Here is a 26541-nt window from a genome sequence, read left to right as displayed (position 1 = left end):
AGGGAAAACATCATGACGAACACCACTCTCGAACAAGACCTCCAACGCGCCAGCGAACTTCTGCGCTGCGCAGCCGCCACCGCCTACGAATCCAGCGACCATCTCACCGTGTGAGAGCGACCTGGCATTTTCGGTGGTGCATCTGGTCGAGATTGCGCAGGGGTTAGTTGAAAGATCGTTGGTTGGCATGGAAACAATTTAATTGCGAAGCTGCGATCCATGTGGGAGCAGGGCTTGCCCGCGATAAACGATAACGCGGTGGGCCTGCTAAATCTGGCACCTGAATCACGGGCAAGCCTCGCTCCCACGGGGGATTGCGTTAATCCCGTTACGTCATCAGTTCATCTTCTGGGAGCATCGGCGCTGCGCATCCAAATACAGACAGCCGGTAATGGAATCACGGAAAACCTGTCACTTCTGACAGTAGAAAAATATCTCCCCCGCTATCACAGTATTCATAAGCCATTAAGGCTTACAGGAATCTAACTCGATACGCATCATCGCAGGATGATCCATGGACAGGAGAAGCCTCATGAGCACTGCAAAATTACTTTACCTTGGTCTGGTCATGACCGGCTTACCAATACTCGCTTCTACCTCAGCCAACGCCGCTGACGCTGGAACCGAAAAGGTCGAAGAATGTGTCCAGTCGTTGAGAACTTCCCCGTCCGAAACTGCGGGACACATTGAGTTTGAGGACGAGAGTTTCAGTCAGATCTGGATTTCAGGGAAAGAGCGATCCGCAGCTTTTAACAGCTGTCTCAATTCAGCCGGTGCGCAGAGCACCCCTGTAATCCTGTTCGAAACCAATGATTTCATGTCCGGTCGAGATGACGACTTCCAGGGTTTTGATCTAAAGAACACCGATGGCGTACGTTATCTTTTTAGTGACAGCTACCAGAGGAAGTATTTGCTCGACATCGTTGAGAAACGCAGCTACGAACTCCTGCGCATTCCACCATCAGGCTCTATTGAGGCGTCAGGCCGCTGGGATGGTCCTCAAGAAAGCACGATTGGATGCAGAAATTCTTATAATGACCCCTGCGGTACGCAATATAAGAAAAATGCAGCTGGAGGTTATGACAAAAAATAAAATAGCCAAATTCGTCTATAACCAAAGTGGTCTTCTAGGTCATTAGAGCAGTCGATGATATATGACGACTCTGAAGGAGCTCACGAGCCCCTCGAGGCAGCGATCGCGATCTGTCTGATACACCGCCATCGCGGCCTCGCGGGGCTCGTGCGCTCCTACAGAGAGAGTATTTCAACTCAAGTCCACAAGCCCCGCGCCATTGCAGCGCGGGGCTTTTACATCAGGCCTGAGCGTCAGCCGCAATCTCAGCCGGCGAAACGATACTGGTCTTGCCGCCACGTGAACGACCCGAGCTCAGGTATTCCGCGATCGATTCCTGAGTCACTTCACCCAGGAACACATTCTCGGCGTCCAGCACCGGCAGCCATGAGCGGTTGAACTCGTACATGCGCGACAGCAGGATGCGCAGGTGTTCGTCGTAGGCCGCGGTGGCGTTGAACGGACGCAGGAACTGCAGGCAGTCGCCGGTCTGGCGATGCAGGTCGCGACGACGCACATAGCCCATGGCCTTGTTCTCGGCATCGGTGACGACGATGTAGCGACGGTCGTTTTCGTCCATCACTTCCAGCGCATCGGCCACCGGGGTCTCCGGGCTGACCGATGGGGCGTTGTCCGCAGCGTCTTCGGCTTTGACCAACAGCAGACGCTTGAGGGTGCTGTCCTGGCCGACGAAGCTCGACACGAACTCGTCTGCCGGGTGCGCCAGCAAGGTGTCCGGGTGGTCGATCTGCAGCAGTTTGCCTGCGCGGAAGATCGCGATTTTGTCGCCCAGCTTGATGGCTTCGTCGATGTCGTGGCTGACCATGATCACGGTCTTGTTCAGCGCGCGCTGCATTTCGAAGAATTCGTTCTGGATCATCTCGCGGTTGATCGGATCGACCGCACCGAACGGTTCGTCCATCAGCAGCAAAGGCGCGTCAGCGGCAAGAGCACGGATCACACCAATACGCTGCTGTTGACCACCGGACAGTTCACGCGGGTAGCGATGCAGGTACTGCTTGGGCTCCAGCTTGATCATGCTCATCAGTTCGCGAGCACGGTCGTGGCAACGCTTGGCGTCCCAGCCCAAGAGTTTTGGGACCACTACGATGTTTTCTTCGATGGTCATGTTCGGGAACAGACCGATCTGCTGAATCACGTAGCCGATGTTGCGACGCAGGGTCACTTCATCCAGATCAGTGGTGTCTTCACCGTTGATCAGCACCTTGCCGGAGGTCGGCATGATCAGTCGGTTGATCATTTTCAGCGTGGTGGACTTGCCGCAACCCGAAGGACCAAGGAAGACGCATATCTCGCCTTCGTTGACGGTGAGGCTGACCGAATCGACAGCCTTCACTTCTTTGCCGTTGCTCTGGAAAGTCTTGGACAGGTTCTGTAGTTCGATCATTTCAGTAATCCTTTTGGAGTCAGCGCACGTTGCAGCCATTGCAGGAGAAGGTCAGCGATGATGGCCAGAATGCTGACCAGTACCGCGCCGACGATCAGCATCGACATATCGCTGCGGCTGATTGAAGCAAGAATAAGTACACCCAGACCGCCAGCACCGATGGTGGCGGCAATGGTCATGACGCCGATGTTCATCACCACGGCAGTACGCACGCCAGCGAGGATCACCGGTACGGCGATAGGCAGTTCAACCATGCGCAAGCGCTGGCCGAAGGTCATGCCAATGCCTTTGGCGGCTTCGCGGATACCCGGTTCCACACCTGTGAGTGCCAGATACGTGTTGCGCATGATCGGCAGCAGGGAGTACAGAAACACGGCGGTAATAGCGGGCATCGGGCCAAGGCCCTGGCCGAACTTGGAGTAGAACGGCAGCAGCAGGCCGAACAGTGCAATCGATGGCACGGTCAGCAGCACGGTGGCGCTGGCTTGCAGCGGGCCAGCGAGCGCCGGGAAGCGGGTCATCAACACACCCAGTGGAACACCGACAACGATGGCCAGTGTCACGGCAATGCCGACCAGCGTGATGTGCTGCCAGGTCAGTTGAATGACCTGTGCCCAATCCAGGTGGGAGAAGGCGCTAAAAATACTCATATCGTCTCCTTCCTTAGTTAAGTGGGTGCTGACGCAGGAAATCTGCGGCAACCGTGGATGGGCTTTCATGACCAACGTCGATACGGGCGTTGAGGTCGATCATGGTCTGGTTGTCCAGCAGATCAGCCAGCGGCTTGAGCAACGTGGCAATTTCCGGATGCTTGTCCAGATACTCCTGACGGATCACCGGGGCGGCGGTGTAGTCCGGGAAGTAATGCTTGTCGTCTTCCAGCACTTTGAGCTTGAAGGCGTTCAAGCGGCCGTCGGTGGTGTAGACGAGCCCGGCAAATACCTGGCCGTTACGCAGCGCGGTGTAGACCAGGCCTGCGTCCATCTGCCGAGTGTTTTCACGACCGAGATTCATGTCGTAATGCTTGACCATGCCGATCAGACCGTCGGAACGGTTGGCGAACTCGGTGTCCAGCGCTACGACATGACCCTCTTTGGCTTCGTCTTTGAGGACTTTGGTCAGGTCGGTCATGGTGTTGACCTGCGGGTATTTGTCCGCCACTTTCTGCGGCAACGCCAAGGCGTAGGTATTATTGAATTTCGACGGCGAAAGCCAGACCAGGCCTTTCTTGGCGTCGACTTCTTTCACCCGTGCGTAGGTTTGTTCGCTGTCGAGCTTTTCATCGATGTGGTTGTAAGCCACCAGCGAAACGCCGGTGTATTCCCACAGCAGATCCAGCTGACCGCTTTCCTGTGCGCTACGGGCCAGGTTGCTGCCCAGACCGCCAGTGATTTGCACGTCGTAGTTTTTGGTACGCAGGTACTGCGCGGTGAGTTCAGCGAGCATGGTCTGCTCGGTAAACACACGAGCGCCGATGCGCAGCAGCGGTTTGTCCGCTGCCTGGGCAAATGCCGGGAACAGCATGGCAAAGCCTAGAAACAAGCATAATTTTTTCATCGGTAATCCTTTCGCTCAGCGAGTCAGGCCGCGTTCCAGCCAGGTACGACTGGCGAGTGTCACCAGACCATCGAGCAGCAATGCCAGCAGAGCGGTACACGCTGCGCCCAGCACCAGTTGCGGCTGATTGTTCAAGGCGATGCCCGGGAAGATCAGGCTGCCGAGGCTGTTGGCGCCGATCAGGAAGGCCAGCGGTGCAGTCCCCACGTTGATGGCCAGCGCGACACGCACACCACCGACGATGATCGGCACGGCGTTGGGCAATTCCACCCGCCACAAAACCTGACGCGGCGTCATGCCGATGCCGACAGCCGCTTCTTTGAGTGAACCCTGAACGTTTTTAAGGCCTTCATAGGTGTTGCGCACGATGGGCAACAGCGAGGCGAGGAACAGCGCGAAGATCGCAGGTCCACTACCGATCCCGAGAATCCCGAGGGCAATGGCCAGAACGGCGAGAGGTGGAACGGTGTTGCCAATGTTGAAGATCTGCATGAAGCGTTCGGCGCGGCCAACCATACTGGGTCGGCTAAGGGCAATGCCCGCCGGGATCCCGACCACAAGGGCCGCCAACATTGAAACCAGAACCAGAACCAGGTGCGCTTGCAGATAGAAAAGCAGGTCATCCTGGTATTGCTTGATAGTACTGATGCCGATCCAGTGGATCAGCAGGGCCAGGAGTGCGATTACAACCGCACCTCCAATCAGCCCCTTGCCATAGCGATTAGCCACAGGCGGACTCCTTATTTCAGTCGGCGAACGCGTTGCCGTTGACCGACCCTTGCAGGTGATCAGGAATAACGTTCGCGAAGAGCAGCGGGTGGGTCGCCATTGAGGTTGCCCTCGGCGAAAACACAAGCCATTAGCGCAGCTTCGTCAAGCCAACAATGCTGATGAATCAGCCCCTGACGTTGGCCGTTTTACTGGCCTTGACGGGGGAATGGACGTCTCCACGACCTGAAAGGTTCCCATGAAAGATGCTAATTGGCCACCGCGCATCTACTCAACGGTACGGTTATTGCCTCGACTTAGGCTATAATCTGCGCCCTTTTTTGACTCACCTGCCAGGCGATTTCCCATGACCCAACAGGCCGCCGAAGTCGCGAAACGCCGCACTTTCGCCATTATTTCCCACCCGGATGCGGGTAAAACCACCATCACAGAAAAACTGCTGTTGATGGGCAAGGCCATTTCCGTCGCTGGCACGGTGAAATCTCGTAAATCAGATCGTCACGCGACATCCGACTGGATGGAAATGGAGAAGCAACGCGGCATCTCCATCACCACTTCGGTCATGCAGTTCCCGTATCGCGATCACATGATCAACCTGCTCGACACCCCGGGCCACGAAGACTTCTCCGAAGATACCTATCGCACCCTGACTGCCGTCGACTCGGCGCTGATGGTGCTCGATGGTGGTAAAGGGGTTGAGCCTCGGACCATCGCGCTGATGGACGTTTGCCGTCTGCGTGACACGCCGATCGTCAGCTTCATCAACAAGCTCGACCGCGATATTCGCGACCCTATCGAGTTGCTCGACGAGATCGAAGCGGTCCTGAAAATCAAGGCTGCGCCAGTGACCTGGCCGATTGGTTGCTACCGCGACTTCAAGGGTGTTTACCACCTGGCTGACGACTACATCATTGTCTACACCGCAGGCCATGGCCACGAGCGCACTGAAACCAAGATCATCCAGAAGCTGGATTCGGACGAAGCCCGCGCTCACCTGGGCGACGAGTACGACCGTTTCGTCGAGCAATTGGAATTGGTGCAAGGCGCCTGCCACGAGTTCAATCAGGAAGAGTTCATCAACGGTCAACTGACCCCGGTGTTCTTCGGTACGGCGCTGGGCAACTTCGGTGTTGACCACGTACTGGATGCGGTTGTGAATTGGGCACCCAAGCCTCTGGCCCGTGTTGCCAATGAGCGCACCGTTGAACCGGTTGAAGAGAAATTCACCGGCTTCGTGTTCAAGATCCAGGCGAACATGGACCCGAAACACCGCGACCGTATCGCGTTCATGCGTATCTGTTCGGGCCGCTACGACAAGGGCATGAAAATGCGCCATGTCCGCTTGGGCAAAGACGTGCGCATCGGCGACGCGCTGACCTTCTTCTCCTCCGAGCGTGAAATGCTCGAAGAAGCCTACGCGGGCGACATCATCGGTTTGCACAACCACGGCACGATCCAGATCGGCGATACCTTCACCGAAGGCGAAAGCCTGGGCTTCACTGGTATCCCGCACTTCGCCCCGGAACTGTTCCGTCGCGTGCGCCTGAAGGATCCGCTCAAGTCCAAGCAATTGCGTCAGGGCTTGCAGCAACTGGCCGAAGAAGGCGCCACGCAGGTGTTCTTCCCGCTGCGCAGCAACGACATCATTCTCGGCGCCGTGGGTGTGCTGCAGTTCGATGTGGTAGCAAGCCGCCTGAAGGAAGAATACAAAGTCGAATGCGCTTACGAGCCAATCACTGTCTACTCGGCCCGCTGGATCGATTGCGCGGACAAGAAGAAGCTTGAAGAGTTTGAAGTCAAAGCCGTGGAAAACCTGGCAATGGACGGCGGCGGTCACCTGACCTACCTCGCGCCAACACGGGTTAACCTGGCCTTGATGGAAGAGCGCTGGGCAGACGTGAAATTCCGCGCGACGCGTGAGCATCATTAAGTAAAAGCGCCGCTCTCACAGGCGCTGAAATACCTGTGGGGATTCTATGTTTGTCCGCAAGCTGATTGACGACGTGGGACCGGCTTTAGCCGGGAAGGCGGTGTTTCTGCAGATGATTCAGCGTCTGCTCCGGCCTCTTCCCGGCTAAAGCCGGTCCCACGTCATCATTGGTTCCTGTAGGAGTGAGCTTGCTCGCGGGAGCGTTAATTAAGCCAGGGTGATGCTGTCTGTTAAAACGTCATCGCGAGCAAGCTCACTCCTACCAAAGGCAGAGCGCCCTCTTACCGCACCACCATCCCGACTCCCCTGCCCCGCGGATCCGAGGCTGTTTCCAGCTTCGTGCCGTCCACTTTGATTGCCTGCACGTTACCCATCTCCCAGCCCTGGTCTTCGAGCGTGTAACCCATTGCTTTCAGCTCGTCGGCAACTTTGCCGGTCAGCGGTGCGTGGGAATCGTAGTAAATGGTGTCCTTGGGCAATAACTGGTGATGCACGCGCTGCGCCCCTACGGCTTCCTTCAGCGGGAGCTTGTAGTCGTAAATATTGTTCAGCACCTGAAAGATCGAAGTGAAAATCCGCGAGCCACCGGGTGTGCCCAGCACCAGCGTTACCTGACCGTCACGCGTTACCAGGCTTGGGCTCATCGACGACAGCATGCGCTTGCCCGGTTCAATGGCATTGGCGCTGCCACCGACCACACCAAACGCGTTGGCGACGCCCGGCTTGGAGCTGAAATCGTCCATCTCGTCGTTGAGCAGGAAGCCCGCGCCCTTCACCACCACGCCGCTGCCGTAATCCCAGTTCAGCGTGTAAGTGTTGCTGACCGCGTTGCCCTGTTTGTCGACGATGGAAAAGTGCGTGGTCTGATGCGGTTCCAGCCCCGGTTTGACGTTTTCGGTCGGGGAAATTGCGGCCGGGTTGATCTCATTCGCGCGCTTGACCAGATAACTCGGGTCGATCAACTCTGCAACGGGTGCCTTGGTGAAGTTCGGGTCGCCCAGGTAATCAGCGCGATCGGCAAATACACGTTTTTCGATCTCCGCCAGCAGATGAATGTACTTGGCGGAATTCAGCGCCACGCCTTTGAAATCGTCAGCCCGCTGCTCTTTGATGCCGATCAGCTGCGCCAACGCCACACCGCCAGAGCTGGGCAGCGGCGCGGTATACAAGGTGTTGCCTTGCCAATTGACGTGCAGCGGCTTGCGCCAAAGCGCTTTGTAATCAGCAAGGTCCTGTTTGGTCACCAGGCCTTTGTCCTGCTCCATCTGCTTGACCAATAGATCAGCGGTTTCACCTTTATAGAACTCATCCGCACCTTTGTTGGCGATGCGTTCCAGGGTCTTGGCCAGCTCAGGTTGGCGCAAGGTTTCACCCACCTTCATGCTGCCGAAATAGTCATTGAAATTGGTCGTGCCTTTGAAAAGCTCCAAGGCTTCCTGGCGGTACATGTACTGTTTTTCAGCGACCTTGAAGCCGTTCTGCGCATAGCCAATCGCAGGTGTCAGCAGTTCAGCCCACTTCAGCTTGCCGAATTTCTGATGCGCTTCCCAAAGCCCCATGACCGTGCCCGGCACGCCCACTGCGCGAGCGCCAACGAGGCTCATGTTTTCAATGACCTCGCCCTTTTCGTTGAGGTACATGTTGCGGCTGGCAGCTTTAGGTGCAGTCTCGCGGTAATCGAGGAAATACGGTTTGCCATCCATGAACAAGGTCATGAAACCACCGCCACCAATGTTGCCCGCCTCTGGGTAGGTCACGGCGAGCGTGAACGCCGTAGCGACGGCGGCATCCACCGCGTTGCCGCCTTTGCGCAGCACATCCGCCGCGACCTTGGCGCCGTACTCATCAGGCGACGCCACCGCACCGCCTTCCAGCGTGACGGCGAATACTGAAGAGGAACTGATGATTGCCACTGACAAAGCCAGTGTCTTGAACATAACCACTCGCATGAGACTTCCTTAATGTGAAGGTCAGACGAGATTGATTAATGACCAGAGCGCGCATAAACGCAAATGGAGGTGCTCCCTTCACGCAGCAAACATGAAACCTGTAGGAGTGACCGGGGTGGCGATCCACATTGCTCGCGATAGCGTCAGTCAGACGACATTTTATTAACTGATCTACCGCTATCGCGAGCAAGCTCACTTCTACAGAAAAAGCTTTTTAATTCAGATAGTTATTTGTTTTATGAGAGCGGCTTCAGCCGCGAGGTCATTTGCAGGGCCCGCTAAACCACATACCCCGCCATTTTCTCCTGAATGAAATCCAGGAAGCATTGAATCCTCAGCGCCAGCTGTGAGTTGCGGTAGTACACCGCATGAATCGGCTGGCGGTGACCGCTGTTGGCGGTCGGCAGGATGACTTTCAGGCGGCCCAGCCGGATGTCTTCGTGGGTCATGAAGTGCGACAGACAAACGATGCCCTCACCCGCTAGCGCCAGGTGGCGCAGGGTCTCGCCACTGGACGCGGAAATAGTTGGCTGGATCAGTAAACGATCACCTTCGGCATGGCGTAACGGCCAGTGATTGAGGGTTTCGGTGTGGGTAAAGCCCAGCAGTGTATGACTGGCCAGAGCTGCCACCGTTTTCGGCTGACCATGACGCTCAAGATAAGCCGGGCTGGCCAGAATATTCAGCGGGCTGCTGCCCAGAAAGCGGGCATGCAAGGTTGAATCAGCGAGGTTGCCGATCCGGATGGCGACGTCGGTACTTTGCTCCAGCAGATCAATGATCAGATCGTTAGTGTTGAGCTCCAGCTGGATCTCCGGATAACGCTGGCGAAACTCGGCCACGTAAGGCACGACCGAATGGAACATGAATGGCGATGCCGCGTTGATCCGCAAACGCCCGGCCGGGGTCTGGTGACGCAGTGACAGGCGCTCTTCGAGGTCTTCCATTTGCGCCAGGATCTGCCGGGCCTGCTCAAGGAAATACTTGCCCTCCTCGGTCAGGTCCATGCGCCGCGTTGTGCGGTTGATCAGGGTGGTTTCCAGCTTGGCCTCAAGGCGCGACAGCGTGCGGCTGATGGCCGATGGCGTCTGCCCGATCTGCTCGGCAGCGGCAGAAATTGAACCGCTTTCGATGACTGAAACAAATACCTGTAATTCGTCAGACCGGGCTTTCATCCTTGTACTCCGCTCGAAAATACGCGGGATAGTAGCGCTAATTTGAGCAGGCGTTTAATGCCGACTGTGCAAATACTGTTGGAGCGAGGCTTTACAGAGTTTTCAATCAGCCTTACAACCCAAAAACCTGCGCCAAGTGCGCTTCGTAACGCTTCACGTCGGCTTCAATATTCGGCATCTTCATGACATCCACGGCCAGGAAAGTCGGCAAGGCGGTCATGTCGAGGAACTCGTTGGCTTTGTGGAACGGGAAGTACACCGCATCCACACCTTTGCCTTCGAAGAAATCAGTCGGGTCTTCAAACGCTTGCTGTGGCGCGTTCCAGGTTGCAGAAATCATGTACTGCTTGCCCTTGAGCAAGCCGCCGCTGCCGTATTTCTGCGACGCATCGGATCGGGTACGGCCATCGTTGGCGTAAAGCGAACCATGCCCCTCAGTGAAGACCTCATCGATGTACTTCTTGACGGTCCACGGCGCGCCCATCCACCAGCCTGGCATTTGATAAATGATGACGTCCGCCCACAGGTACTTCTGCACTTCATCCGCGATGTTGTAACCGCCATCGATGAAAGTTTCTTTGACGTCGAACCCGGAGCGATCCAGATAAGCCACCGCCGCTTCGTGCAGGGTGGCGTTGTACCGACCATCGGAGTGAGCGAATTGTTTGCCGCCGTTCAACAACAGAATCTTTTTCATGCGTTACCCCATCAAGTAAAAGGGAGGGTCATTAAATTTGATGGGCGAAAGATACAGGCTGAGGCTTGTCAGAATAAGGCCGACGAGATCAAATAACTTTTGACCCACAAGCACGAATAAGCCCTTCATTATTGAACGCTACTAGCTGAGCATGAGATGCAAACCCAATATTCCCATGCCGATAAAGAACACGCGCTTGAACGTCTGCGCACTGATCCGCTGACGCAGCCATTGCCCAATCCACATGCCCAGCAGCGCGGGGATCAGCGCCAGAACAGAAGCGCCCAGCTCGCCGCCACCCAGTGCGCCATTCCAGAACAGGCCACCGGCCAACGCCAGCGTCGAGACTGTGAACGACAGCCCTAACGCCTGCACTAACGCGTTGCGCTCCAAACCCAATGCTTGCAGGTAAGGCACGGCCGGGATCACAAACACCCCGGTGGCCGAGGTGATCACGCCGGTGACAAAACCGCAAACAGGGCCAAGCCAGACTTCATGACGTGGCGCAATGCGCAGCGTCGGTAAAAAGAGCCCGCTCAAGGCGTAAAGCAACAAGGCCGCGCCTAACGCCCGGGTCATCAATGGGCCGCTGCTGATGCCAATGACCATGGACCCCAAAACTGTGCCTGAAGTAATCATCAGCAACATGGGCCAAAGCCGCTTGAGCAAAGGGGTCAGATGACCGCCAGTCATCAGTTGCCAGACATTGGTCACGGTCGAAGGAATAATCAGCAATACGGCTGCCTGCGCCGGAAGCATAACCATCCCGAGCAATCCCATGGCCACAGTCGGCAAGCCAAGGCCGATTACACCCTTCACGGTTCCGGCCAGCAGAAAAGTCCCTATCACCAGTATTGACAAGGTCCAGCCGAGAGTTTGGTAGTGCTCGATAATGTCGTTCATGGCTTTATATTGGCAGCACAGACCGTATTGGAAAATTCGCCATATACTGAGCCAGCCTCAGGCAGTGACAGAGGCTGTATTTACTTGCCGCTGTCTGATTACCTGTAGGAGCTGCCGAAGGCTGCGATGGCTTCGTGTCAGGGTCAACGCTTCGCAGCCTTCGGCAGTTCCTACAGAAAAATGTATTTCCATGCGGTGGTTTGCTTTGTTTTGAGATGAGCCATACCGGAAAACCCCACATGCACTTCGATCTGATTGACCTACGCCTGTTCTTGAATGTGCTGGAAAGCGGCAATATCACCGCCGGAGCAGCGCGCAGTCATCTGTCATTGGCATCAGCGAGTGCGCGCATTCGCGGGCTGGAAACCTCGCTGAACATTCCGCTGCTAGAACGCGGTCGGCGCGGCGTTACGCCCACGCCTGCGGGCAAGGCGCTGGCACAACACGCACGACTGATCCTGCAACAGGTCGAGCGCATGCAGTTTGATCTCGCGGACTATGCCAAGGGATTCAAGGGACAAGTGCGCCTGCTGTGCAACAGCTCAACCCTCAGCGAGCATCTGCCAGAGCTGTTGGCGAACTTCCTGGTCAGCCATCCGAACATCGACATCGATGTCGATGAACAATCCAGCCTGCGCATCCTTCATGCGTTGCGCAATGGCACGGCCGACATCGGGATTATTTCCGACGCAATCGACGCCAGTGACCTGCAAACCCGACCGTTTCGAGCGGACCCATTGAGCCTGATCATGCCGCTGAATCATTCATTGGCGCTTGAAGAGCACCTGTATTTCAGCCAGGCGCTGGATTACGAGTTCGTTGGCCTGTCGGCCAACAGTGCGCTGGCGCTGCACCTGGAGGCGCAAGCGTTGCATGTCGGTAAGCGGCTGCGCATCAGGGTGCGAGCTGAAGGCTTTGACGCAGCGATCCGAATGGCTAGCCACGGCGCAGGATTGAGCATCGTGCCGCAAGCAGCAGTGCAACGCTGGCAAGGGCAGCATGACTTCAAAAGTGTGCCGTTGAGCGACGCATGGGCCGACCGGCAATTGCTCCTGTGCGCGCTGGATTTCGATGCGTTGCCAGGGTATGCGGCGGCATTGCTGGAGGCGTTGAGCATGAAAGGCCTGGGCGCCGGAAATTGAAATACGCCACCGCTACACATTTGGCAACGGGTCTGTGCCGCCAACAATCAGCAATACCCGATCTTGCGACTATTCTGCTTCCAGCTATTGCACATGACATGTCAGGAAGACCATGAAAATTCTCGTCACAGGCGCAACAGGTTTTATCGGTAAAGCACTACTGCACAGGCTTGCCACGGACTCTGAATACCAAGTGACAGGTTCGACACGTCACGAAAACCGGGAGCCATCAGCGGCGTCCCTGATTCACGTAGGCACAGCGAATGCAGCGACCGACTGGTCCGCCGCTCTGCAAGGCGTAGATACCGTCATTCATGTTGCTGCCCATCTCGCCGCACCCGGCACTTCGCTTAAAGAACTCAGAAGTACCAATGTCGACGGCACACTGGCCCTGGCACGGCAGGCGTTATCGGCAGGCACCCGACGTTTCATTTTCATCAGTTCAGTCGGCGTCAATGGCTCGACAACCCACCACGCCCCGTTCAACGAAATATCCCTGCCCGCCCCGACGGATGACTACGCACAGTCAAAGCTTGAAGCTGAGCACGCGTTGCAAAAGCTGTTACAAGGGACAGCCATGGAGTGGGTGATCATCCGCCCGCCACTGGTTTACGCAGGACACGCTCCGCGGAATTTCTCACGATTGATGCAATGGGTTCATTCGGGTGTACCCATGCCGTTTGCCGCCATCCATAACCGGCGCAGCATGATTGCCCTGGAGAATCTAGTGGACTTCATTGCGCTGTGTATCAAGCACCCGGCGGCGGCCAACGAGCTTTTTCTGGTGTCCGACGGCGCTGACATGTCCACCGCTCAATTGGTGACGCACCTGGCGAACGGAATGGGTTCCACCGCCCGACTTGTGCCTGTGCCTGAGTCGTTATTGCGCCACGGAGCCAGGCTATTAGGTAGAGGCCCGATGTATTCGACGCTGTGTGCATCGCTGGAGGTTGACTCGCAGAAAGCACGCCGATTGCTCGGCTGGACGCCGCGCCTGGCAAGCATTGATGCGCTGATCAAAAGCGGTCGTGACTACCGCATGCTGAATACTTGAAAGCGCACCAATAAAAAGCCCGCCCCGGGGATGAATCCGGGGCGGGCGACCTTTCGATGGGGATCGAAATGGATTACAGGATGCTGATCGGGTATTCGATGATCAGACGAGTGTCATCGACTTTACCGGCGCCATCAGAAGACGGGCTACGGTAGCTGGCGGCACGTACACGCAAACTCAGATCCTTGGCAGGACCGGACTGGAAGACGTACTTGACTTCAACGTCACGTTCCCAGGCCTTGGCATCATCACTGGTTGCGGTTTTGAAGTCGGTACCTTTCACATACCGCGTCATGAAGCTAAGACCCGGCACGCCATAGGTCGCCATGTTCAGGTCGTAACGAGCCTGCCAGGACTTCTCGTCTTCATGGTTGAAGTCGGAATACTGAACAGAGTTGCCGAGGAAGATGGTGCTATTACCGTCGATACCGTAGTCGTAGCCTTTGGTGCCGTTAACTACCTGACGACCCACCTGGAAGGTGTGCGCGCCAATGCTGTACGACGCCGTGAGGCTCCAGATGGTGTTGTCGTATTTGCCCAACTCTTCTTTGCCAATGCTCTTGGTGTCGTAAGCGTTGAGGTCAAACTTCACAGCATCTTGCGGCGTCAGCGCTAACGCATAGGTCAGGCTGCCGTAGTATTTGCGCCAGATATCTTCGACGTTGGAGTAGTAAGCGCTGGTCGACAGGTTCTTGTTGAACTTGTAAGAACCGCCGCCGAAATTGATCACATCCAGGCCCGCGTTATCGTGGGAACTCTGGTTACGACTTCTCAGTGCAGTGAAGTGGCCGCCTTGCAGCGTGAGGTTATCAACCTCGTTGCTGGTGACCAAAAGACCTTGAGCCGTTTCCGGCAGCAGACGGCTGTCAGAGGTGGCGAACACAGGGTTGTTGACGACCTGATCACCAAATTTGAGTACGGTTTTGGAGATGCGCATTTTCACTGCTGCGCCCGCATAGCCGTAGTTGTCTTTAACGCCCTGGCCATCTTTAGTGGGTTGCAACAAACCGGTGCCGCCGCCGAAACGACCACCGCCGGTGTCCAGCTTCATGCCGTACAGGCCAATGGCATCAAGACCGAAACCTACGGTGCCTTGGGTAAAGCCGGACTCGAAGTTACCAATGAAGCCCTGCGCCCACTCTTCGCCGTAAGCTTTGGTCGCGTTAGTTGCGCGGTTGTCACGGTTCATATACATGTTGCGCGCCTTGACGTTCAGCTTGGTGCCTTCCAAAAACCCCTTGGCGTCTGCCTGCGATTCAGCAAAAACCGGCTGCACAGATCCCGCTGCCACTGCCAAGGCAATGACACTTAGTTTGCAAACATTCATTACTGCTGCTCCGTTGGTTATCGCATCCGCCTGCCTTCGTTGGGCGAGCGGACATTTATTGGCAGATTCAGAAGGGAATGTTTCTTTCGCCAATACATTCGCGATGGCTTTCTTATTATCAAGAAGCTCATTGGATAAGCAGCTTGTAGACACACACAGCCAGCCCCGGCTTCTTCTCCCCAAGAAGCCCCCTCCAGGTCTGGCTTGTTACTACTCTCCCTAGTAGCCCTGTTCCGAGTTCACCTGATTCGCCAAGGGTAGCTCCGCATCAAGGCGTTTCAGGTTCCCCAGAATCTGTTCAGCTATCACTTCGTAGGAAGCGGATGAAGCAATGTGCGGCGTCACGCATATCTGCGGATGGCGCCAGAATGGATCTTCCTTGGGTAACGGTTCCTGCTCGAAAACATCCAGCAAAGCGCTACGCAACTGACCGCTGTCCAGCGCAGCCAGCAAGTCATCGCAACGCAGATGTTCGCCACGACCACAGTTAATAACCACCGAGCCTTTCGTCATGAGTGCGAAGGTCTCGCGATTCAGAATGCCGACTGTCTCTGTGGTAAGAGGCAATAAACAGACCAGGATGTCCAAACCGCTCAAAAATTCATTGAATTCAGCTAATTGGAAGGTTTTTACACCTTCAATCTGCTGCGGACGGCGTGCCCAGCCCCGCGTATCGAAACCCAGCCCCGCCAGTTGCACCGCAACGGCGCGGCCCAGCTCGCCAAGCCCCATAACGCCCACTCGGGTTTGCTTGGCAGGTTGCTGTCCTGGCCGGTCCCACAGCACACGGGCCTGATTTTTCAGCATCTGATCAAAGCCACGGTGGTAGTGCAAAACACCCCATAACACGTACTCAATCATGCCCAGCCGATGGTCTGGATCGATGATGCGGCAGACAGGAACGTGTGCGGGCCGACTCGGGTCCTTGAAGATCTGATCAGCACCGGCAGCAATGGAATGAATCAGACGCAAGTGAGGGAACATTCCCAGATCGCCCGCTGACGGGTTCCAGCAGAGTGCAACTTCAGCCTCCTGCGCACCCGCTTCGCGCGGCCGCAAAATCGTCAGCGACGAATCCAGCGCCAGAAGATGTTCACGAACCCGACCCAGGCCGCCGCCTGATCCAAGCAGTACCAGGGGCTTCATGAGCAATACTCGTGACGCTGGCTGGCGATCAGTTCCAGTGCAGCCTCCCAGGCGAGGTCAGTAATGCCATCGCTGTCATCGGCCTCGAACTGCTGCGCGGTGTGTTCACACACATGAGGATCGGGCTGTATCAATTCGGTACCGCCAGCCAACGCCTGAACCTGCGCCTGGCAGGCACGCTCCAGAAAGTAAATATTGGAGAACGCTTCAGCCGCAGAACTACCTGCCACCAACAAACCATGATTACGCAAAATCATTGCATTGGTACTGCCCAGATCGGCCACCAGACGCTCACGCTCGGCGACATCAAGGGCGATGCCTTCGTAGGTGTGATAGCTCAGGCGGTTGTAGAACTTCAAGGCATGCTGACTCAACGGCAACAGCCCCGCCAGTTGCGCAGAGACTGCAATGCCCGCTGCGGTGTGGGTATGAATCACACAGTGCGCATCGGGGCGCGCGGCATGAATCGCCGAATGAATGACGAAGCCTGCACGGTTGACGCGATGCTCGGGGTAGAACTCGTCGACGACGTTGCCCTCGCTGTCGATCTTCACCAGCGTGCTGGCGCTCATGCGCTCGAACAAGGTGCCATAGCGGTTGATCAGAAAGTGCCCGCTGTCGCCCGGCAGCCGCAAGGAAATATGCGTATCGATCAGGTCGGTCATGCGGTAGTACGCCAGCAAACGATAAAGCGCAGCGAGCTCGCAACGGGCGGCGCGCTCGGTCTCGGGCATGTGCAGCGGTAGCCGATTGTGGCTGGCAGAAGCGGACATCGTGGGTTCCATCAAAAAGGTCATGGCGCAATTTGTGCAGCCTTTTTAAGAGCAAAGGGCAACGCAGTTCAATTCGCCATTACTTATATTCATTATTTTTTTCACCAATAAAGGCTGTGCAGTGACTCAATCAACTAGCCCGGTAGCCGTCCCCCGCCCCTCTTCGCGACCATTGGGCGAGCGACTGGACTGGAATCTGTTGCGTACATTTCAGGTCGTGGCACAGGAGCTGAGTATCAGCCGCGCCGCAGTGCGTCTGCACCTGTCCCAGCCTGCGGTAAGCCAGGCGATCAAACGCCTGGAAGAGCAACTCGGTGCGGCGCTGATCGAGCGCCGTGGGCCACGCTTTCTGCTCACCCAGTCAGGTATCGAAACACTGCGTGTGGCGGCCGAAGTGCAAGGCCACTTCACGCAACTGGATGCGGCCCTTGAACGCAGCAGCGATCAGGTGGTGGGCAAAGTTCGCCTGCTCACGGTGAGCGGCATTCGCTGCCCGGCCTACGACAGATTTCTTTTGGAGCTGCATCGCGACTATCCTGGCATCACCCTGGAAATCGACGTGCAATCAAGCGATGCGATTCTCAGTTCTCTCGCTCAGAAAACCGCCAGTGTCGGCCTTGCGGTCAACCGTAGCGCCCCTGCCTGGCTCGGCCAGCAGTGCCTGACTCAAGAGCACTACGCGTTTTATTGCAGCGACGCGCACCCTTTATATGGACGTGAGGACCTTAGCCTCCCGGACCTGCGTAACGAGCCGTTGATTATTTTCACCGGGGATCTGCTGGGCGGCACGCTGTCATCGCTGGCCGAGTTTCGCGACCTGCATCAGTTGACCGGGCAAATCGTCGCCTCGTCAGCCAATACCCAGGAGGTGTTACGTCTGGTGCTGGCGGGTTTTGGCATCGCCTGCCTGCCGCAGCACATCTGCCAGAAAGAATTGAGTGCCGGGCATCTGTGGCGCCTGCCGCCTGAAGACGGCGTTGGCTCCGTGGACATCAGCCTGCTGTGGAATCAGGAACAACGCCTGACAAAAGCCGAATCGGTTTTCCTGCAACGCCTGCGCGAAGCGTCGAGTAACAGCCAATCCACCCCATAATGTTCAGTTAAGGTGCACAATAAACGGGTATTTAAGTAACGCGCACCGACAGCGTGCACTTATTTAAGCTTTATTAACTTTTGTTATTAACAGCTGAACTTTCCTGCATTATCTGTAGAAAAGCATCCACTAAAGGATTACGTGGCACCTGTTGCCTGTACAACAATTTCACTGGTGTGGCTATGGCAAATTTCTGCCTCTTTATGGCGCGCATCTCACCACGTTCAACGTAACTTCTCGCCCAATGAACAGGCAAATAACCCAGGTAACGACCGGTTTTAATCAGGATCGCCACGGCCTCAACCTGAGTGGCCACCGCGGTCACTTCGCGGCTACTCATTAGTTTCGGCTTGCCTGCATGAACCGCATAAGCGTGCTCAACGATTTCTGCCTGAGACAGGCACTGCTCATCGATATTTTCATCATTCATGGCAAAAAATGGATGACCGCTCGAACAGTAAAGCTCCGATATTTCGTCGTACAACGGCATCACCTGAAAGTCATCTTTGCCGCTGTAAACCGGCACAATGCCCACCGCAAAACGGCCCTTCAGAATACCTTGTTCGATTTCGTCCAGCGGCGCCACATTGAGACGCACCTTGGCCTTTGGAGCCTTTATTTGCAAGGCTTTCAGAGCTTCAATCAAGGGAGAGTCCGGGTCTGAAACGGTGTTATCAATGACCGCGATGTTCAAATCACCCAGTAACTCACCACGCACATTACCCAGGCGATCACGAAAGTTGTCCAGCGCCATGAACAGGTCAAGGCTGGCGTCATAAATGATCTTGCCTTGTTCGGTCAGGCAGAACTTTTCCCGCCCTCGCGTACATAGGCGCATGCCCAATCGAATTTCAAGATCCGATATCTGCTTACTGATTGCCGCCAGGCTGATATTCAGTTCTACCTGTGCGGCGGTAAACCCTCCCGCTTCAACCACTGCCCTAAAAACCTTGAAGAGTTTCAAGTCCATGGCGCTGGCCATTGACATCGCCGCTTCACCACTTCTTTTTGGCAGGTTTCCAGTTTCAGTAAGTTGACTTGCCATTTAAAACATTTCCCCGCGCGTTGGTTTTTTCTAGCATCCCTCCCAATTGATCGATTCAACGTTAAGTGTAAGCCCACTTATTCCTTGCTCGCCCCGCGATCTTCACATCGCAGTTGATAACACACAAAAGGGTTTGAGCAATCAACGTGCCAACGGAGAATTTACATGTCTGACGCAACTGATCGCCTTTGGGGCGCGCGCTTCAAAACCGGCCCGGCAGAAGCCATGGCAAACCTGTCACGCTCGCCACGCGCCTACTTCCGTTTGACGCCGTACGACATTGCTGGCTCCAAGGCGCATGCCAATGAATTGAACCGCGCCGGGCTGCTGGACACCGACGAAACTGCACGCATCGTTGAAGCGCTGCGCACCATCGATGTGGACTTCGCTGCGGGCAGCATTGAGCCGATTGCCGCCGACGAAGATGTGCATACGTTCATTGAGCGTCTGCTGACAGAACGCCTTGGCACACTGGGCGGCAAATTGCGTGCAGGCCGTTCACGCAACGATCAGTCAGCGAATGACATGCGCCTGTTCCTGCGTGATCAGGTGCGGGTCATGACCCTGGCAATTCTCGAATTGCAGAAGGCGTTGGTCTCGCAAGCCGAGCAGCACATCAACACCATCGCGCCGGGCTTTACTCACCTGCAACAAGCGCAACCGATTGTGTTCGCCCACCACCTGATGGCACATGCCCAGGCGATTCATCGTGACATCCAGCGCCTGCAGGATTGGGACACACGTTTCAACCTGTCGCCCTTGGGCGCAGCCGCACTGGCAGGCTCGGCCATCGCTCGCGATCCGCAGCGCTCGGCAGCCGAAATGGGCTACAGCGGCCCCTGCGAGAACTCCATCGATGCGGTCGCCAGCCGCGATCACGTCGCGGAATTCCTGTTCTGCAGCAGCATGCTCGGCATCAACATTTCGCGACTGGCCGAAGAATTCTGCCTGTGGACGTCGCGTCAGTTCCGCTGGGTGGAACTGGACGACGGTTACGCCACCGGCAGCTCGATCATGCCGCAGAAAAAGAACCCGGATATCGCCGAACTGGCCCGTGGTAAATCAGGCCGGTTGATCGGCAGCCTAACCGGCATTCTGGCTGTGCTCAAGGCTCAGCCACTGTCCTACAACCGCGACTTGAGCGAAGACAAACACGCGATTCTCGACAGCCTGGAAACCGTGCATCTGGTGCTGCCAGCGTTTGCCGGTATGGTCCAGACCATGAAAGTTCGCGCCGACGAATTGCTGCGTCAGGCACCGCTGGGCTTCACCCTCGCCACGGAAGTGGCTGACTGGCTGGCCGTACGCGGCGTGCCGTTCAAGGAGGCGCACGAAATCACCGGCAAGCTGGTGCAGCTCTGCGAAGAAAATAATATCGGCCTGGAAGAACTCACCACCCAACAACTGGCTGCGACTGATTCGCGCCTGACGCCGGAAGTGCTCGACGCACTGACGCTGGAAGCGGCACTGGCAGCCCGCAGCGGCTGGGGCGGAACGTCGCCGGTACGGGTGGCCGAGCAGATCGAGCGCTTCAAGCAGCAACTGATCGCGCAGGAAAAATGGGCACTCGACTACGCGGGTCCGCGCGGCTGATCCAACGGAGAGTATTTCATGCCAAAGCCTCAAGTTTCTGCGAGCGCCGAGCGCGCTTCACTCGCGGCCAAGTACGACATTTCGACCTACAAGGTCGTGCCGCGTCGTTACTACGGCCGCTACTTCGCCGCGACACTCATCGTGGTGATGTTGATCGGGCTGGTTAACGCCTTCATCAACGGCAATATCGAATGGGGTTTCGTGCGGCAGTTCCTGACCGCCGAATCGATCATGTTCGGCCTGCTCAACACCATCATCATGTCGATTCTGGCCATGGCGTTGGGGGTCGTACTCGGGGTCATCGTAGCGGTGATGCGCATGTCGCAGAACCCGCTGCTGCGCTATGTCGCTCAGGGTTACACCTGGCTGTTCCGGGGCACGCCGCTGATCCTGCAATTGCTGCTGTGGTTCAACCTGGCGTTGATCTTCCCGACGCTGGGCATCCCCGGTCTGTTCGAGTTCAAGACTGTTGAGGTGATTACGCCGTTTGCCGCTGCGCTGTTGGGCCTGGGCATCAACCAAGGTGCCTACACCGCCGAAGTGGTGCGTGCCGGTCTGTTGTCAGTGGACAGCGGCCAGTACGAAGCCGCCAAGTCCATCGGCATGCCGCGTCTGCAAGCGTTGCGCCGGATCATCCTGCCGCAGGCCATGCGCATCATCATCCCGCCGGTCAGTAACGAGTTCATCGGCATGGTGAAAATGACCAGTCTGGCCAGCGTCATCCAGTATTCGGAACTGCTGCACAACGCGCAGAACATTTACTACGCCAACGCCCGCGTCATGGAGCTGCTGATCGTGGCCGGCATCTGGTACCTGGCGGTCGTGACCATCCTGACGTTTGGTCAGAGCCGACTGGAAAAACGCTTCGCCCGTGGCGCTGGCAAACGTAACTGAGCCTCAGGAGGCGCAATCATGCTGAACATCGTCAAGGCGGTAGACGTCAACAAGTTCTTCGGCGACTTTCAGGCGCTCAAGAACGTGAATCTGGAAATCCCTCACGGCGAAGTGCTGTGCATCATCGGCCCGTCAGGCTCGGGCAAAAGCACCTTGCTGCGTTGCATCAACCAGCTGGAAAAAGTCGACGCTGGCGGCTTGTGGGTGGATGACGAAATCCTCGGTTTCCGTACCGACGGCCACAAGCTGGTGGAACTGAGCGACGTCCAAATCGCTAAACAGCGGCTCAAGACCGGCATGGTGTTTCAGCGTTTCAACCTGTTCGCCCACATGACGGTGCTGGAAAACATCATCGAAGGGCCATCCCAGGTGCTGCGCCAACCTGTTGAGGATTGCCGTGAACTGGCCATGGAACTGCTCAAGCGTGTCGGCCTGGAAGCCAAGGCCAATGCTTATCCCATCGAGCTTTCGGGTGGTCAGCAGCAACGGGTCGCCATCGCCCGAGCCTTGGCCATGCGCCCCAAGCTGATGCTTTTCGATGAGCCGACTTCGGCGCTTGACCCTGAGTTGGTAGGGGAAGTGCTGTCGGTCATGCGCGACCTGGCCAAGAGCGGCATGACCATGATCGTGGTCACTCACGAACTGGGCTTTGCCCGGGAAGTGGCCAACCGCGTGGTGTTCATGGATGCGGGGCAAATCATAGAGACGGGAGCACCGGAAGACGTGCTGATGAACCCGCGCAATCAACGTACCCAGGATTTTATTGCTGCCGTTCTGAATTGATCCCTAACCCTTGCTGAGGATGTCCGATTTGAAAACTTTCGCGCTTACCGCTACCGCCGTACTGTCCGCCCTGATTTCGGTTTCGAGCTGGGCAGCCGACACTCACGCACTGCCAAAATCCATCAAGGAAAAGGGCTTCATTGCCGCGGGTATCGCCCCGAATTACCCTCCGATGGATTTCAAGGACCCGGCGACCGGCAAACTGACCGGCGTCGATTACGACCTGGGTACCGAAATTGCCAAGCGTCTGGGTACTGAGATCAAGTGGCAGGAAACCGCTTTCGAGCAAATGGTCAGCGGCCTGGCAACCAACCGTATCGACATCGTGCTGTCGGGTATGACCGACACCCCTGAGCGTCAGCAGACCGTGGACTTCGTCGACTACTTCAGCACAGGCCCGCAGTTCTACACCCTCGAATCGCAGAAAGACCTGAAGACCGTCGAAGACATGTGCGGCAAGAAGATCGGCACCAGCCGCCGTACCACGTTCCCGGTAGAGATCGCCAAATGGAGTGACGTGAATTGCGTCGCCAAGGGCAAACCGGCCATCACCGTAGTCGGTACCGAAGGCAGCGCCGATGCACGTGCGCAACTACGTCAGTCGCGCCTGGACGCCGCCGTGCAAGGCAGCGAAACCCTGCCGTACATTCAGGGCCAGGAGCCTGGTGTATTCAAGGTGATCGGTGAGCCATTGTCTCGTCAATTGACCGGTCTGGGCGTCGCCAAACACAACGCCGAGTTGAGCACAGCGATCATCGCGACCCTCAACGACATGATCAAAGACGGCACTTACGAGCAGATCCTCGGCAAGTGGCAACTCAAGAACGGCGCGGTCGAACAAGCTGTCTTGAACGGCGCCAAGTAAAGCAGGCTTGCACTCGCCCAAGGACCGGGCGGGTGATATTCACACAGACGGAGACTCCCCATGTTTGCCCCTAACGATCTGCGCTGGCCGAACAACGCCCGCGCCAGTGTCGCCCTGGCCTTCGATCTGGACGGCCCGACCGGTGCCGCCATGCTCGACGGCTCGATCTGGCAGAAACCGGAATACTTCACCTTCGGCGGCTATGGCCCCTATCGCGCATTGCCACGCTTGCTGGACATGCTCAAAGCCCATGCCACACCGGCGACATTTTTTGTCCCGAGCTGGGTGGTGGAAAACTGGCCGCGCCAGTGCCAGGCAATCATCGAACACGGCCACGAAGTGGCTTATCACGGTTATCGCCACGAATCTTTTTTCGCCCTGGACCTGCAAGCCCAGCGCGACGTCATGAAAGTCAGCGCCGATATTTTCAAACGTTATCTGGGCATCACTGCCACAGGTTTCCGCACGCCTTCGGGCGACTGGCACAAAGAAACGCCCGCCTTGCTCATGGACTGCGGCGTGACCTACTCCAGCAGCATGCGTGGCGACGACCGCCCGTATTTCATTGAAGTGCCCGGTCAGCCAGACGGCTTAGTGGAAATTCCAGGCCGCTGGGAGCTGGACGATTACGCCTCGCTGGCTTACACCCGGGCGCCGAACTATCCCGCCGGGCTGGACCGCATCGCCAGCTACGACCAGACGCTGGACAACTGGTGTCGCGAGTTCGACGGCACCTATCGCGAAGGTCTGTGCATGACCACGCTGTTCCACCCCAAGATCAGCGGTAAACCGGGGCGCATCGGCATTCTCGAACGCTTTCTCGAACACATGCACAGCCATCCGGATGTCTGGTTCGCGACTTGCAACGACGTCGTCAACTTTTGGCTCAAGGAGCACCGCCATGAGTGAAGCCCGTTCAACCTGGCCTGCACCGTATCGCTGCGCGGTGGTCATCACGTTCGACTACAACGATGTGCACGGCATCCTGACTCAGGCCCCGGCCATTGCAGGGCGGGATAAAAGCCTTTCGGTATGGCGCTACGGCACCACGCGCGGCGTGCAACGCGTGCTGCAGATTCTGGCTGATCAGAACCTGCCATCGACCTGGTGCATCCCCGGTATTGTTGCCGAGGAAAATCCGCAGGTGATTCAAGCCATCAACGCTGCCGGACACGAAATCGCCTGTTCAGGTTATCGCCATGAAGACTTTTCAGCACTGGACCTCGACGCACAACGGGCCTCGCTAAAACGAGGCTGCCAGGTCATCGCCGAGATGACCGGTCAGCGTCCCAGCGGTTTTCGCGCACCCGCGGGCAGTTATGCACCGGGCTTCGTCGATGCCTTACGCGAAGAAGGAATCGCCTGGTCGTCGTCCTGGGCAGGCGATGATCTGCCCTACCTGCATCCGGCAACCAACGCTGACAGCCAACCGCTGGTTGAATTGCCGCTGCACTGCGAGCTGGAAGACGAGCCTTACTTCGCCTTCAACCTTGCGCCTGCCGTGCCGGTCAGCCAGGCGCGAATCGGCTCCAGCGCCGAGGTGTTGAAAAACTGGCAGCATGACTTCAATGGCTTCCACCGTTTCGGCCTGTGTTACGTGCTGCGTCTGCACCCGGAAACCCTCGGCACTGTTGGCCGCAGCGGCTTGCTGCTGGAGCTGTTGATTTGGCTCAAGGCCCAACCGGATGTCTGGTTTGCCACTGCCGAGGAGGTCGCCGATTGGTGGAGCGGTAACCACAGCACCCTGCCTGAAGATCACCCGGCTGCGGTGTTTGAGAGGCATTACAAAACTCAAAATGCCTAAGATTTACATCGGCATATATTGAACTTGTAGGAGTGAGCTTGCTCGCGATGGCGTCAATTCAAGCGAGAAATTCGCCGACCAAGAAACCGAATCGCGAGCAAGCTCACTCCTACAAGGAAATGCATTTCAATTCAGACCGCTTTGCGCCTTGATGAGTTTTTCCTTATGAGCAACACCATTACCACCCTCAGCCAATTCATCTGCCGCACTTCATTCGATGAGCTGCCCGAAGCACTGGTCGTTAAAGCCAAGCAGCATCTGCTCGACACCCTGGGCGCTGCGCTGGCCGGGTCGCAAACTCCTCTGACGCAAAACGCGCTGCGCGCCATGAACGCCAGCGAAGCAGAAGGCGCATCGGTGATCTGGGGTGCCGACTATGGTTTGTCAGCTCGAAACGCCGCGTTGATCAATGGCATCGCCGCGCATGCGCTGGAGCTGGATGATTCAGGCGGTTGCGATCACTCCGGCGCGGTCGTCGTTCCGGCCATGCTTGCGGTGCTACCGCTGTGCGAGCCGATGCCGGACGGCAAAGAACTGATCACCGCCATGATCATCGGCTACGACGTGGCGCGCCGAGTACTTGAAGCTTGCGGGGGCTATTCACCTCACAACGAAGCGGGATGGCACTCCACTGGAACCTGCGGTGTATTCGGCGCAGCAGCGGCGTGCGCACGGTTGCTGCGGCTTGATGAGCAACAGACCGGATCGGCACTGGGCCTTTCAGCCAGTATGAGTGGCGGTTTGTGGGCGTTCATTCACGATGGCGCCGACAGCAAAAAACTCCATGCCGGACGCCCGGCCGAAGGCGGTGTACTCGCAGCATTGCTCGCCCGAGAAGGCATCACCGGGCCGACACAGGTGTTCGACGACGTGTGGGGCGGATTCTTGCGCACACTCGCTCGCGACACGGCACAACCTCAAGCGCTGACACAAGGCTTGGGCGAGGTCTGGAAACTGGCACGCTGCTCCATCAAACCGTATGCGGCGTGCCGTGGCACCCACTCGGCCATCGACGCCATCGGTCAGTTGCTGAACGAGCTGCAAATCAATGCAGACCAGGTGAAATCCATCAAGGTGAACGCCAGCGTATTTCTGGTGGACATGTGCGCCGGGCTCGACACACAAACCCTGGCGGCTGCGCAAATGAGCCTGCCATACGCCCTGACGGTGCGTTGCGTACTGGGCCATGCGGGGCTTGATGCGTACGAAGAGAAAAAGCGCACATCACCGGCGTTGCTGGCGTTCATGCAGAAGATTCAAATGCACGTCGATGCGTCGCTTGCGCCACTGGATGAGCCGCATGTCACGCTGTTGTGCGAAGACGGGCGCAGCGCTTCATTACAAATCAAAACCCCGCTGGGTGGCCCGTTGAACCCGATTGGCGACAGCGAGCTGTGGCAGAAATACAGCTCGCTGGCCACCCGTGCACTGCCCGCGATGCAGGCCGAACACCTGGGCGAGTTGTGCATGAATCTGCAGCACATTACTGACTTGCAGGAATTGCTGGATCTGTTGCGACAGCACACCTGACACAGCACTAATCGGTAGGAGCGAACTTGTTCGCGAGAAATTCTGTGAACCAAAAGAAATTTGGCGCCTGCA

General features: G+C 56.9%; 24 protein-coding genes. 12 read left to right on the top strand and 12 right to left on the bottom strand.

What is annotated here, in order from left to right; all coding sequences use genetic code 11:
• Positions 1-532 precede the first annotated feature (532 nt).
• A complete protein-coding gene (locus ACYASS_RS23675; protein WP_463587926.1) occupies positions 533-1093 on the top strand; it encodes a hypothetical protein in 561 nt (186 codons plus the stop codon).
• A gap of 220 nt (positions 1094-1313) precedes the next feature.
• Here ACYASS_RS23675 and ACYASS_RS23670 read toward each other — a convergent pair whose 3' ends face one another.
• Genes ACYASS_RS23670 through ACYASS_RS23655 form a run of 4 tightly spaced genes read right to left on the bottom strand, consistent with a single transcriptional unit; the run spans position 1314 to position 4766 of the window.
• Entirely contained in the window at positions 1314-2480 is a 1167-nt protein-coding gene (locus ACYASS_RS23670; protein WP_243247166.1) for an osmoprotectant ABC transporter ATP-binding protein OsmV, read from the bottom strand.
• Complete coding sequence (locus ACYASS_RS23665) at positions 2477-3130, bottom strand: ABC transporter permease (protein ID WP_087266619.1); 654 nt, start codon at positions 3128-3130, stop codon at positions 2477-2479. Before ACYASS_RS23665 ends, ACYASS_RS23670 begins: the two co-directional genes overlap by 4 nt.
• A 13-nt stretch (positions 3131-3143) precedes the next feature.
• A complete protein-coding gene (locus ACYASS_RS23660; RefSeq protein ID WP_122666788.1) occupies positions 3144-4037 on the bottom strand; it encodes a glycine betaine ABC transporter substrate-binding protein in 894 nt (297 codons plus the stop codon).
• Between the two features lie 15 nt (positions 4038-4052).
• Entirely contained in the window at positions 4053-4766 is a 714-nt protein-coding gene (locus tag ACYASS_RS23655) for an ABC transporter permease (protein ID WP_122666789.1), read from the bottom strand.
• A gap of 346 nt (positions 4767-5112) precedes the next feature.
• Between ACYASS_RS23655 and ACYASS_RS23650 the strand changes: the two genes are divergently transcribed.
• Positions 5113-6696 carry a peptide chain release factor 3 gene (locus tag ACYASS_RS23650; RefSeq protein WP_463587925.1) on the top strand — a complete coding sequence of 528 codons (1584 nt, stop codon included), beginning with the start codon at positions 5113-5115 and terminating at the stop codon, positions 6694-6696.
• Positions 6697-6977: 281 nt separating this feature from the next.
• On the opposite strand, the gene ggt is transcribed toward ACYASS_RS23650, so the two are convergent.
• The 4 genes from ggt to ACYASS_RS23630 all read right to left on the bottom strand — a co-directional run bounded on the left by ggt (position 6978) and on the right by ACYASS_RS23630 (position 11420).
• On the bottom strand, positions 6978-8645 hold the full coding sequence (gene ggt / locus ACYASS_RS23645) for a gamma-glutamyltransferase (protein ID WP_463587924.1): 1668 nt from the start codon (positions 8643-8645) through the stop codon (positions 6978-6980).
• Positions 8646-8923: 278 nt separating this feature from the next.
• Entirely contained in the window at positions 8924-9820 is an 897-nt protein-coding gene (locus ACYASS_RS23640) for a LysR substrate-binding domain-containing protein (protein WP_463587923.1), read from the bottom strand.
• A 112-nt stretch (positions 9821-9932) separates the two neighbouring features.
• The gene (gene mdaB / locus ACYASS_RS23635) at positions 9933-10517 is read right to left on the bottom strand and encodes an NADPH:quinone oxidoreductase MdaB (RefSeq protein WP_463587922.1); all 585 of its coding nucleotides are present in this window, start codon (positions 10515-10517) and stop codon (positions 9933-9935) included.
• 141 nt (positions 10518-10658) lie between these two features.
• Positions 10659-11420 (bottom strand): sulfite exporter TauE/SafE family protein, encoded by a 762-nt coding sequence (locus ACYASS_RS23630; RefSeq protein WP_463587921.1) that lies wholly within the window; start codon positions 11418-11420, stop codon positions 10659-10661.
• Positions 11421-11659: 239 nt separating this feature from the next.
• Between ACYASS_RS23630 and ACYASS_RS23625 the strand changes: the two genes are divergently transcribed.
• Positions 11660-12562 (top strand): LysR family transcriptional regulator, encoded by a 903-nt coding sequence (locus ACYASS_RS23625; protein WP_463587920.1) that lies wholly within the window; start codon positions 11660-11662, stop codon positions 12560-12562.
• Positions 12563-12674: 112 nt separating this feature from the next.
• Positions 12675-13616 (top strand): NAD-dependent epimerase/dehydratase family protein, encoded by a 942-nt coding sequence (locus ACYASS_RS23620; protein WP_463587919.1) that lies wholly within the window; start codon positions 12675-12677, stop codon positions 13614-13616.
• Positions 13617-13689: 73 nt separating this feature from the next.
• Here the strand turns inward: ACYASS_RS23620 and ACYASS_RS23615 are convergent, their stop codons facing one another.
• From ACYASS_RS23615 to ACYASS_RS23605, 3 genes are all read right to left on the bottom strand, one after another.
• Positions 13690-14943, bottom strand: a complete 1254-nt coding sequence (locus ACYASS_RS23615; RefSeq protein WP_463587918.1) for an OprD family porin — start codon at positions 14941-14943, stop codon at positions 13690-13692.
• A gap of 219 nt (positions 14944-15162) precedes the next feature.
• Positions 15163-16089, bottom strand: a complete 927-nt coding sequence (locus tag ACYASS_RS23610; RefSeq protein ID WP_463587917.1) for a 2-hydroxyacid dehydrogenase — start codon at positions 16087-16089, stop codon at positions 15163-15165.
• Positions 16086-16862 (bottom strand): class II aldolase/adducin family protein, encoded by a 777-nt coding sequence (locus ACYASS_RS23605; RefSeq protein WP_463587916.1) that lies wholly within the window; start codon positions 16860-16862, stop codon positions 16086-16088. Before ACYASS_RS23605 ends, ACYASS_RS23610 begins: the two co-directional genes overlap by 4 nt.
• A gap of 121 nt (positions 16863-16983) precedes the next feature.
• Here ACYASS_RS23605 and ACYASS_RS23600 point away from each other — a divergent pair, with 121 nt between their 5' ends.
• Positions 16984-17955 (top strand): LysR family transcriptional regulator, encoded by a 972-nt coding sequence (locus ACYASS_RS23600; RefSeq protein WP_463587915.1) that lies wholly within the window; start codon positions 16984-16986, stop codon positions 17953-17955.
• A gap of 73 nt (positions 17956-18028) precedes the next feature.
• Here ACYASS_RS23600 and ACYASS_RS23595 read toward each other — a convergent pair whose 3' ends face one another.
• Entirely contained in the window at positions 18029-19000 is a 972-nt protein-coding gene (locus ACYASS_RS23595) for a LysR family transcriptional regulator (RefSeq protein WP_463587914.1), read from the bottom strand.
• Between the two features lie 165 nt (positions 19001-19165).
• On the opposite strand from ACYASS_RS23595, the gene argH reads away from it, so the two are divergent.
• The 7 genes from argH to ACYASS_RS23560 all read left to right on the top strand — a co-directional run bounded on the left by argH (position 19166) and on the right by ACYASS_RS23560 (position 26469).
• Complete coding sequence (gene argH, locus ACYASS_RS23590; RefSeq protein WP_463587913.1) at positions 19166-20593, top strand: argininosuccinate lyase; 1428 nt, start codon at positions 19166-19168, stop codon at positions 20591-20593.
• A gap of 18 nt (positions 20594-20611) precedes the next feature.
• Positions 20612-21487, top strand: a complete 876-nt coding sequence (locus ACYASS_RS23585; protein WP_463587912.1) for an amino acid ABC transporter permease — start codon at positions 20612-20614, stop codon at positions 21485-21487.
• 18 nt (positions 21488-21505) lie between these two features.
• A complete protein-coding gene (locus tag ACYASS_RS23580) occupies positions 21506-22270 on the top strand; it encodes an amino acid ABC transporter ATP-binding protein (RefSeq protein WP_122666804.1) in 765 nt (254 codons plus the stop codon).
• A 28-nt stretch (positions 22271-22298) separates the two neighbouring features.
• The gene (locus tag ACYASS_RS23575; RefSeq protein WP_463587911.1) at positions 22299-23135 is read left to right on the top strand and encodes an ABC transporter substrate-binding protein; all 837 of its coding nucleotides are present in this window, start codon (positions 22299-22301) and stop codon (positions 23133-23135) included.
• Between the two features lie 60 nt (positions 23136-23195).
• Entirely contained in the window at positions 23196-24044 is an 849-nt protein-coding gene (locus tag ACYASS_RS23570; protein WP_463587910.1) for a polysaccharide deacetylase family protein, read from the top strand.
• The gene (locus ACYASS_RS23565; RefSeq protein ID WP_463587909.1) at positions 24037-24939 is read left to right on the top strand and encodes a polysaccharide deacetylase family protein; all 903 of its coding nucleotides are present in this window, start codon (positions 24037-24039) and stop codon (positions 24937-24939) included. The genes ACYASS_RS23570 and ACYASS_RS23565 overlap by 8 nt, the downstream gene beginning before the upstream one ends.
• A gap of 165 nt (positions 24940-25104) precedes the next feature.
• The gene (locus ACYASS_RS23560; RefSeq protein WP_463587908.1) at positions 25105-26469 is read left to right on the top strand and encodes an MmgE/PrpD family protein; all 1365 of its coding nucleotides are present in this window, start codon (positions 25105-25107) and stop codon (positions 26467-26469) included.
• Positions 26470-26541: the final 72 nt, after the last annotated feature.

Source organism: Pseudomonas sp. HP_14 (genome assembly GCF_055283875.1).
The sequence above is the reverse complement of the archived record's forward strand: the minus strand, read 5'-3'. Positions and strand labels throughout refer to the sequence as shown.

Coding starts and splice junctions, on each gene's coding strand:
- ACYASS_RS23665 (WP_087266619.1), bottom strand. CDS start 3,130: ATGAGTATTTTTAGCGCCTTCTCCCACCTGGATTGGGCACAGGTCATT.
- ACYASS_RS23580 (WP_122666804.1), top strand. CDS start 21,506: ATGCTGAACATCGTCAAGGCGGTAGACGTCAACAAGTTCTTCGGCGAC.
- mdaB (WP_463587922.1), bottom strand. CDS start 10,517: ATGAAAAAGATTCTGTTGTTGAACGGCGGCAAACAATTCGCTCACTCC.
- ACYASS_RS23610 (WP_463587917.1), bottom strand. CDS start 16,089: ATGAAGCCCCTGGTACTGCTTGGATCAGGCGGCGGCCTGGGTCGGGTT.
- ACYASS_RS23570 (WP_463587910.1), top strand. CDS start 23,196: ATGTTTGCCCCTAACGATCTGCGCTGGCCGAACAACGCCCGCGCCAGT.
- ACYASS_RS23620 (WP_463587919.1), top strand. CDS start 12,675: ATGAAAATTCTCGTCACAGGCGCAACAGGTTTTATCGGTAAAGCACTA.
- ACYASS_RS23565 (WP_463587909.1), top strand. CDS start 24,037: ATGAGTGAAGCCCGTTCAACCTGGCCTGCACCGTATCGCTGCGCGGTG.
- ACYASS_RS23650 (WP_463587925.1), top strand. CDS start 5,113: ATGACCCAACAGGCCGCCGAAGTCGCGAAACGCCGCACTTTCGCCATT.
- ACYASS_RS23560 (WP_463587908.1), top strand. CDS start 25,105: ATGAGCAACACCATTACCACCCTCAGCCAATTCATCTGCCGCACTTCA.
- ACYASS_RS23675 (WP_463587926.1), top strand. CDS start 533: ATGAGCACTGCAAAATTACTTTACCTTGGTCTGGTCATGACCGGCTTA.
- ggt (WP_463587924.1), bottom strand. CDS start 8,645: ATGCGAGTGGTTATGTTCAAGACACTGGCTTTGTCAGTGGCAATCATC.
- ACYASS_RS23595 (WP_463587914.1), bottom strand. CDS start 19,000: ATGGCAAGTCAACTTACTGAAACTGGAAACCTGCCAAAAAGAAGTGGT.
- ACYASS_RS23630 (WP_463587921.1), bottom strand. CDS start 11,420: ATGAACGACATTATCGAGCACTACCAAACTCTCGGCTGGACCTTGTCA.
- ACYASS_RS23605 (WP_463587916.1), bottom strand. CDS start 16,862: ATGTCCGCTTCTGCCAGCCACAATCGGCTACCGCTGCACATGCCCGAG.
- ACYASS_RS23640 (WP_463587923.1), bottom strand. CDS start 9,820: ATGAAAGCCCGGTCTGACGAATTACAGGTATTTGTTTCAGTCATCGAA.
- ACYASS_RS23585 (WP_463587912.1), top strand. CDS start 20,612: ATGCCAAAGCCTCAAGTTTCTGCGAGCGCCGAGCGCGCTTCACTCGCG.
- ACYASS_RS23660 (WP_122666788.1), bottom strand. CDS start 4,037: ATGAAAAAATTATGCTTGTTTCTAGGCTTTGCCATGCTGTTCCCGGCA.
- ACYASS_RS23625 (WP_463587920.1), top strand. CDS start 11,660: ATGCACTTCGATCTGATTGACCTACGCCTGTTCTTGAATGTGCTGGAA.
- argH (WP_463587913.1), top strand. CDS start 19,166: ATGTCTGACGCAACTGATCGCCTTTGGGGCGCGCGCTTCAAAACCGGC.
- ACYASS_RS23615 (WP_463587918.1), bottom strand. CDS start 14,943: ATGAATGTTTGCAAACTAAGTGTCATTGCCTTGGCAGTGGCAGCGGGA.
- ACYASS_RS23670 (WP_243247166.1), bottom strand. CDS start 2,480: ATGATCGAACTACAGAACCTGTCCAAGACTTTCCAGAGCAACGGCAAA.